Genomic DNA, 7371 nt, shown 5'->3' with positions numbered 1-7371 from the left:
CCGGGTGCCGGGGCTGGAGCGGCAGGTGCAGGCCTTGCGGGACGACTTGTCCCAGGCGCGGGAGCGGGCGGAGCGGCTGGCCATGGCCTTGGAGAAGGACCGCGCGCAGGCGGCGGAGAAGCTGGCCCTGCTGGACAAGGCCCAGGCGGCCATGGCCGACGCCTTCAAGGCCCTGTCGTCGGAGGCGCTGCGCCGGAACAACGAAAGCTTCCTGGACTTGGCCCGCACCCAGCTTGAGACCTTCCAGCAGGCGGCCAAAGGCGACCTGGACCTGCGCCAGCAGGCCATCGGCGAGCTGGTGGTGCCGGTGCGGGAAAAGCTGGACCGCTTCGACCAGGCCATCCAGTCGCTGGAGCAGGCCCGCATCGGCGCCTATGCCGAGCTGAAGACCCAGGTGGCCACCCTGGTAGACAGCCAGGGCCAGTTGCGGGCGGAGACATCCAACCTTGTCCGCGCCCTGCGCAGCCCGGCGGCCCGCGGCCGGTGGGGGGAGATCCAGCTCCGCCGGGTGGTGGAGATGGCCGGCATGCTGGATCATTGCGACTTCTACGAACAGGCCAGCGTGGATGGGGGCGACCAGGGGCGGCTGCGGCCGGACCTGCTGGTGCGCCTGCCCGGCGGCAAGACCATCGTGGTGGATGCCAAGGCCCCGCTGGAGGCCTTCCTGGACGCGGTGAACGCTCCGGATGACGCCACCCGCAACAGCCAGATGGCCCGCCATGCCCGCCACATCCGCGACCACATGAAGGGGCTGGGGGAGAAGCGCTATTGGGGCCAGTTCGAGGAGGCGCCGGAGTTCGTGGTGCTGTTCCTGCCGGGCGAGAATTTCTTCTCTGCCGCGCTGGAGCAGGACCCCGCCCTGATCGAGGCGGGCATCGACCAGTCCGTCATCCCCGCCACCCCCACCACGCTGATCGCCCTGTTGCGCGCCGTGTCCTATGGCTGGCGGCAGGAGAAGCTGGCGGAGAACGCGCGGGAGATCAGCGTCCTGGGCAAGGAAATGTATGAGCGGCTGTCGGTCATGGCCGACCACATGCAGAAGCTGGGCAAGGGCCTGGGCAGCGCGGTGGACTGCTACAACCGCACGGTCAGCAGCCTGGAGACCCGGGTGCTGGTCACCGCCCGCAAGTTCAAGGAGCTGAAGGCGGCCCCGGAAAGCGCCGAACTGCCGGACCTGGCGCCCTTGGACCAAGCGCCCCGCAGCGTTCAGGCGCTGGAGTTGCCGATGCTGGGCGGGGTTGAGTAAGCCTTGCTTGACGCCCCTTCCGCACACGCCTAATTGGCAGGATATGACAGGGGCGCACGGCCCCGCGAGACCCTGGATCCCCTTACCATGTCGCTCCTCCCCATCCTCACCATCCCCGACGCGCGCCTGAAGCAGGTGTGCAAGCCCCTGTCCGGCGTGGACGGGCGTGTCGCCCAACTCATGGATGACATGCTGGAGACCATGTACAAGGCCCCCGGCATCGGCCTTGCCGCCCCGCAGGTGGGCGTGCTGGAGCGGGTCATCGTCGTGGACGTGGCCGACAAGGGGGAGAAGCCGGCCCCGCTGATGATGGTGAACCCGGAGATCGTCCAGGCCTCCGTCGAGTTGCAGGTGATCCAGGAAGGCTGCCTGTCCATCCCGGAGATCTATGCCGAGGTGACCCGGCCGAAGGCGGTCACGGTGCGCTATGTGGACCGGGACGGGGAGGTACGGACGTTGGACGCGGAAGGCCTGCTCTCCACCTGCATCCAGCATGAGATCGACCATCTGGACGGCGTGCTGTTCATCGAGCACCTGTCCATGCTGAAGCGCAACATGCTGCTGCGGAAGTACAACAAGCAGCGCAAGCAGGCCTGACGCCATGGCGCTGCGCCTCGCCTTCATGGGCACGCCGGACTTCTCCGTGCCCATCCTGGACGCGCTGGTAAGGGCGCACCACCAGGTGGTCTGCGTCTACAGCCAGCCGCCCCGCCCCGCCGGCCGCGGCCACCAGGTGCAACCCGGCCCCGTGCACAAGCGGGCGGAGGCCCTGGGCATCGAGGTGCGTCACCCCAAGAGCCTGCGGAAGGCGGAGGAGCAGGAGGCTTTCCGCGCCCTGAACCTGGATGTGGCCGTGGTGGCGGCCTATGGGCTGATCCTGCCGCAGCCGATCCTGGATGCGCCGCGGCTGGGCTGCATCAATGTCCATGCCTCCCTGCTGCCGCGTTGGCGTGGGGCGGCGCCCATCCAGCGGTCCATCCTGGCGGGGGACGACCTGACCGGTGTCACCATCATGCAGATGGACGCCGGCTTGGACACCGGCGCCATGCTGCTGAAGGGGGAGACCCCCATCGGCCCGCGCATGACCGCCAGCCAGTTGCACGATGCCCTGTCCGCGCAAGGGGCCGAGCTGATCGTGGAGGCCCTGGCCCGGCTGGAGTGCCATACCCTGTCGGGCAAGCCCCAACCGGCCGACGGCGTGACTTACGCGTCCAAGCTGGCGAAGGAGGAGGGCCGGCTGGACTTCACCCGCAGCGCGGCCGAGCTCGACCGGCAGGTGCGGGGCCTGACCCCCTGGCCGGGCTGCTGGTTCGACGCGCCGACAGGGGAGAAGGTGAAGGTCCTGGCGGCCGAGCCGGCGGAGGGGGCCGGCGCGCCCGGGACGCTGCTGGACGGCGGCCTGACGGTGGCCTGTGGGGCAGGGGCCCTGCGGTTGCTGACGGTGCAGCGGCCGGGGAAGGGGCCGGTGGACGGGGCGGCGTTCCTGAGGGGGTTCCCGCACAAGGTGGGGGAAGCGATCGTAGGTCGGATTAGCGAAGCGTAATCCGACACCGCAAAGCGGCTGGGGCCGTCGGATTACGACGCTGCGCGTCTAATCCGACCTACAGGGCTTCCGGCCCCAGCCCCGGCGAGCCCTTTCCCGCCGCCTCGGCCTGCTTCACCAGCGCCAGCACCCGCCGGTTGGTGGGTGCGTCCAACCCGTGCCGCTCGGCCAGGGCGACCACGGCGCCTTGCAGGTAGTCGATCTCCGTCTTCCGCCCTTGGGACAGGTCTTCCCACATGCTGGAGCGAGCCTGGGGGTCGATGGTCAGCATGGCCTTGGCGACGCGGCGGAACAGCGGGTCGGGCAGGCGCAGGATATGGGGCAGCAGGCCCGGCACCACCTTGCCCAGCCGGGCCGGCTTGATGCGGGCACGCTTCAGGGCGGCCAGGGCTTCCGATTGCTGGGCGGCCAGGATGCGGCGCCAGCGGCGGTCACCCAACTGCTGCACCAGGGGCAGGCCGGACAAGGCATTCAGGGCGTTGTTCAGATTGACCAGCAGCTTGCCCCAGAGCACCGCCGGCATGTCCGGATGCTCCCCCACCGGCAACCCGTCCACCCGCAGGGTTTCCAGTAGCCCGGGGATGCCGGCCTCCACCAGCATGGCCCCCTCCGTCCCCCGGTGGAAACGCCCGCCGGGAAGCTGGACCACGTTGAAGGGCACCATGCCCGCCACCACCCGGCGGCTTGGCAGGGCCTGGCGCAAGATCTCCGCGTTGCCCACGCCGTTCTGCAGGCTGGCCACCACGGCACCGGGCGGGGCATGGGCGGCGACCAGGGCGGCCATCTCGGCCGTCGCCCCGCTCTTCACCGTCACCAGGACCAGGTCGGCCCCGGCCAGGGCGGCGGCCGGGTCGGTCTCCAGGGACAAGCGGTCGGGCGGCAGGGTGCGGTCCCAGCCCTCATAGTCCGTCACCCGCAGCCCGTCGGCGGCCAGGACATCGCGCAGGCGGGGGCGCAGCAGGAAGGTCACCGGGCGGCCGGCCAGGGCCAGGCAGCCGCCCACATAGCCGCCGATGCTGCCGGCCCCGGCGATGGTGATGCGCTGGAAACTTGCCATGGCTCAGGCGTGGGCCGGCTTGGTGGCACCCGGCACGCCGCGGGCCACCAGCTCCTCCACTTCCGCCTCCACGTCCTTGCGCAGGCCCAGCATGAAGAAGGCCTCCGCCGCCAGGAACAGGGGTGCGACGAACATCTGCCAGATGTTGGACACCAGGGCCGGGCGGTTGCCCTCGAACTTGTGGCCCAGCAGCTGGATGGCCCAGCCGACGATGAAGGCACCCAGGCCGATGCCCCAGCCCGCGGCGGCGGACATCCCCGTCACCTGGTGCGCCAGCCAGAGCAGGGGCAGGGTGGCGATGCCCACCGTCAACCCAATGACCGCATCCAGGCTCATGTAATACACCGTCATCCCGGCCATGAAGACCAGCGCGGCGCTGACCGGGAAGCCGCCCACCTCCACCTGCGGGTAGCTCAACGCCAGCAGGTAGGAAAAGACGATCATCGGGACGCCGACGAAGTGCGTGGCCTTGTTGTGTGGGTGGCGGTGGTAGGCGGCGTAGAAGGCCATGTGCTGGGCCAGCTTGCTCATCTCGATCTCCTCCCTGTCCCTTGTTCCGGCGGCGCGATCACGGGGTGGACACTTTCGAATTCGAAAGCCCGCATTGCAAAAACCGACCGATTGGTTTGTATCTTGACCCGACTTGGTTCGGCGTGCAAGTGGTTCATGCGCCAGCCTGTCCCGATCCGGAGCATCCCATGTCCGTGGCCCCCACCAGCGCCAAGCCCCGACGTTCCCAGGAGGAGCGGCGGCGGGAGATGCGGGCGCGGCTGGCGGCGGCGACGCTGGAGAGTTTGGGGGAGAGCGGCTACCACGGCGCCTCCCTCAGCGACATCCTGGGCCGGGCCGGCGTCTCCCGCGGGGCCTGGGCCCACCATTTCAGCAGCAAGCTGGATCTGGTCGCCCTGGCGGCGGAGGAGATGCTGCGGGAGTCCACGGAGGTGGCGCTGAACCTGGTCCCGGCCGACCTGCCCGACGGGGACCGGCTGGCGGCCCTGTTGGAGGCCACCTGGACCCGCTTCTACCAGGGCCCGCGGCGGGAGGTGTTGTTCGAGGTGGCGCTGGCCTGCCGCACGGATGCGGAGCTGCGGGCGCGGCTGGCCCCGGTCTTCGCCGGCTTCATCGCCGCCGTGGGGCAGGCGGGCGGGCGGGTGCTGCGGCTGAAGCCGGGGGCCGTGGCCGCCGTGGCGGACCTGTTGACCTTGACCATCTACATGCTGCGCGGCATGGCCCTGCAGGAGGTCACCACCGGCCCGGACGGGCGCAACGCGGCCTTGCGGGCGCTGTGGGCGCGGCTGTTGGGGGAATGGGTGGAGGTGGGGTGAAGGGGCGTGTGTCGGGCCTCGGCTCCGCCTCGGCACCGACCTACGGGACTTCGGCCGTCATGCCGGCAGCATCTCCCGTACCGTGGCCAGCAGGGCTTCCGGGTCCAGGGGCTTGGTCAGGACCACCGTGCGGGGGCCGGTCAGGCCGGCGGCTTCCGGGTCGGCGGCCATGTAGCCGGTGACGATCACCACGGGCAGGTCCGGCCGGGTCTGGCGCAGGCGGCGGACCAGCTCGGTGCCGCCCAGCTTGGGCATGCGCACGTCGGTCACCACCAGGTCGGCGGGGTCGGCGGCATCCAGGTCCAGGGCGGCCAAGCCATCACCGGCCGTCGTCACCCGATAGCCCTTGCGGGCCAGGAAACGTTGCAGGGCGAGGGCCGAGATGGCCTCGTCGTCCACCAGCAACACATGGGGCTTCTCACTGCTGTCCATGGTCATGCCACGGCCTCCGAAGCGCCCACCTGCCGCACGGGCTGGATGGGCAGGGTGATGGTGAAGCGGGCGCCGCCGGGCTGCGGGGTGGCCTCGATCCGGCCGCCCATGGCCCCGATGATGCTGGCGCTGATGGACAGGCCCAGGCCCATGCCCTTGTCCGTGTCCTTGGTGGTGAAGAAGGGGTCGAACAGGTGCTCCAGCGCGGCGGGGGACAGGCCGGTGCCGTCATCCTCCACCGTCAGCACCACGGCGTTGCGGACGCCGTCCACCCCCGCCTCCACCAGGATGCGGCCCGGTGCCCGGTCGCCGGCCTGGCGGCGGCGCTCCTCGATGGCGTCGCGGGCGTTGGACAGCAGGTTCAGGGCCACCTGCTCCAGCTTGGCGGACCGGCCGGCGACCTTGGGCAGGTCCTGCGGCAGGTCCGCCACCAGCCGGATGTCGATGCTGGCGAAGTGGCGGCCCACCAGTTCCGCCGCCCGGCGGAAGGGCTCCGCCGGGTCGAACAACTCCGCCTCCGTGCCGTCCTTGCGACCGAATTGGCGCATCTGGTCCACGATACCGCCCATGCGGGCCGACTGGTCGCGGATGGTGGTCAGGCCGTGGCGGAGGTAGGGGACGTCCGTCGCCTCCCCCTCCTCCTCCAGCAGCAGGGCCAGGTCGGTGGCGGTGATGCGGATGGCGTTCAGGGGCTGGCTCATCTCATGGGCGATGCCGGCGGCCATGGTGCCCAGGGTGGCCAGCTTGGACGCCTGGGCCAGCTCCTCCTGCAAGGTCCGGTAGTCCGTCAGGTCGCGGCTGGAGCCCACCACCTGGACCACGCTGCCCGTCTCCGGGTCGGCCACGGGGGACAGCAGCACCTGCCAGACCCGGCGGCCCGCCTTGCCCTCCAGCGACACCTCGTACCGGACGGGGGCGCGGCCGGCCACGCAAGCGCGGGCATGGGCGACCAGGGCGCCGGCGGCCATGGGGGAGAACACATCCTCCACCCGGCGGCCCAGCAGCTCCGCCTCCGGCCGGTCCAGTTCCCGCAGCGTCACCGGGTTGGCACCGCTGAGCAGCAGGTTTCCGTCCGGCTCCACGTCCAGCACGAAGATGGCGTCCGGGGCGTTGTTGACCATGCCGGCATAGCGCGCCTCGCTGGCCCGCAGCGCCCGCAGGGCCTGGGTGAGCTGGTCGTTGGCGGCGCGCACCGCCTGTTCCGCCCGCTCCCGCTCCGCCACCTGGGCGGCCAGGGCGGCGTTGGCTTCCCGCAGGGCGGACGGGCTGGGCAGGGCCAGGGCCTTGGGGATCAGGGGCCAGAGCAGGGCCGCCGTCACCAGCGACACCGCCGCCGTGAAGCCCTTCACCAAGCCTTCCGCCACATAGTTGGCGTGCCACAGGGTCCAGGCACCCATGAAGTGGGTGGTGCCGCAGGCGAAGATGAAGGCGCCGAACAGCAGGAACATCCACTTATAGGCCAAGTCCTTGCGCCGGCGGGCAAAGACGATCAGCGCCACGGGGATGGAGAAATAGGCGAGCCCGGTGAGCACGTCTGAGGCCACGTGCAGCCAGATCAGCGCCGGTTCCCACAGCAGGCACATGCCGTGCGGCATGAAGGGGGCCGGGTCGGTCATCAGGCTGAACAGATTCATGCGGGGGCTCCGGGCCCGGAAACTCAGGGAAATCAACCCCCGGCATGGACCAAGGCCGGGATGAAGGCAAGGGCGTGGATGCTATGGATAGACCCGAAATCGGGGTGAAACAGCCCTGAAAAGTTAGGTATGGC

General features: G+C 70.4%; 8 protein-coding genes (1 of these 8 cut by a window edge). 4 read left to right on the top strand and 4 right to left on the bottom strand.

Features of this window, described 5'->3' with window-relative positions; all coding sequences use genetic code 11:
• The 3 genes from rmuC to fmt all read left to right on the top strand — a co-directional run.
• On the top strand, positions 1-1246 hold the 3' portion of the coding sequence (gene rmuC / locus HHL28_RS14565) for a DNA recombination protein RmuC (RefSeq protein WP_404325855.1). Its footprint begins 275 nt before the window's first position; the window shows 1246 of its 1521 coding nt (coding positions 276-1521); the start codon falls outside the window, past its left edge; it ends in the stop codon at positions 1244-1246.
• Positions 1247-1333: 87 nt separating this feature from the next.
• Positions 1334-1843 carry a peptide deformylase gene (gene def, locus HHL28_RS14560; protein WP_075769951.1) on the top strand — a complete coding sequence of 170 codons (510 nt, stop codon included), beginning with the start codon at positions 1334-1336 and terminating at the stop codon, positions 1841-1843.
• Between the two features lie 4 nt (positions 1844-1847).
• Positions 1848-2789, top strand: coding sequence for a methionyl-tRNA formyltransferase (gene fmt, locus HHL28_RS14555; protein ID WP_075769950.1), 942 nt, complete (start codon positions 1848-1850; stop codon positions 2787-2789).
• A gap of 58 nt (positions 2790-2847) precedes the next feature.
• Here fmt and HHL28_RS14550 read toward each other — a convergent pair whose 3' ends face one another.
• Both HHL28_RS14550 and HHL28_RS14545 read right to left on the bottom strand, forming a co-directional pair.
• Positions 2848-3846, bottom strand: coding sequence for a 2-dehydropantoate 2-reductase (locus HHL28_RS14550; RefSeq protein WP_075769949.1), 999 nt, complete (start codon positions 3844-3846; stop codon positions 2848-2850).
• Between the two features lie 3 nt (positions 3847-3849).
• On the bottom strand, positions 3850-4377 hold the full coding sequence (locus HHL28_RS14545; protein WP_075769948.1) for an Mpo1 family 2-hydroxy fatty acid dioxygenase: 528 nt from the start codon (positions 4375-4377) through the stop codon (positions 3850-3852).
• A 167-nt stretch (positions 4378-4544) separates the two neighbouring features.
• On the opposite strand from HHL28_RS14545, the gene HHL28_RS14540 reads away from it, so the two are divergent.
• A complete protein-coding gene (locus HHL28_RS14540) occupies positions 4545-5171 on the top strand; it encodes a TetR/AcrR family transcriptional regulator (RefSeq protein WP_075769947.1) in 627 nt (208 codons plus the stop codon).
• Positions 5172-5228: 57 nt separating this feature from the next.
• Here HHL28_RS14540 and HHL28_RS14535 read toward each other — a convergent pair whose 3' ends face one another.
• The gene (locus HHL28_RS14535) at positions 5229-5609 is read right to left on the bottom strand and encodes a response regulator (RefSeq protein WP_075769946.1); all 381 of its coding nucleotides are present in this window, start codon (positions 5607-5609) and stop codon (positions 5229-5231) included.
• On the bottom strand, positions 5606-7237 hold the full coding sequence (locus tag HHL28_RS14530) for a sensor histidine kinase (protein ID WP_075769945.1): 1632 nt from the start codon (positions 7235-7237) through the stop codon (positions 5606-5608). Before HHL28_RS14530 ends, HHL28_RS14535 begins: the two co-directional genes overlap by 4 nt.
• Between the last annotated feature and the right edge of the window lie 134 nt (positions 7238-7371).

The sequence above is a fragment of the Aerophototrophica crusticola genome, from assembly GCF_012913305.1.
GTDB lineage: Bacteria > Pseudomonadota > Alphaproteobacteria > Azospirillales > Azospirillaceae > Niveispirillum > Niveispirillum crusticola.
Note: the sequence above shows the minus strand (reverse complement) of the source record. Positions and strands in the feature narration are given on the sequence as shown.

Excerpts from the sequence above, each read along its gene's own strand:
- def (WP_075769951.1), top strand. The coding sequence starts at position 1,334 with ATGTCGCTCCTCCCCATCCTCACCATCCCCGACGCGCGCCTGAAGCAG.
- fmt (WP_075769950.1), top strand. The coding sequence starts at position 1,848 with ATGGCGCTGCGCCTCGCCTTCATGGGCACGCCGGACTTCTCCGTGCCC.
- HHL28_RS14550 (WP_075769949.1), bottom strand. The coding sequence starts at position 3,846 with ATGGCAAGTTTCCAGCGCATCACCATCGCCGGGGCCGGCAGCATCGGC.
- HHL28_RS14545 (WP_075769948.1), bottom strand. The coding sequence starts at position 4,377 with ATGAGCAAGCTGGCCCAGCACATGGCCTTCTACGCCGCCTACCACCGC.
- HHL28_RS14540 (WP_075769947.1), top strand. The coding sequence starts at position 4,545 with ATGTCCGTGGCCCCCACCAGCGCCAAGCCCCGACGTTCCCAGGAGGAG.
- HHL28_RS14535 (WP_075769946.1), bottom strand. The coding sequence starts at position 5,609 with ATGACCATGGACAGCAGTGAGAAGCCCCATGTGTTGCTGGTGGACGAC.
- HHL28_RS14530 (WP_075769945.1), bottom strand. The coding sequence starts at position 7,237 with ATGAATCTGTTCAGCCTGATGACCGACCCGGCCCCCTTCATGCCGCAC.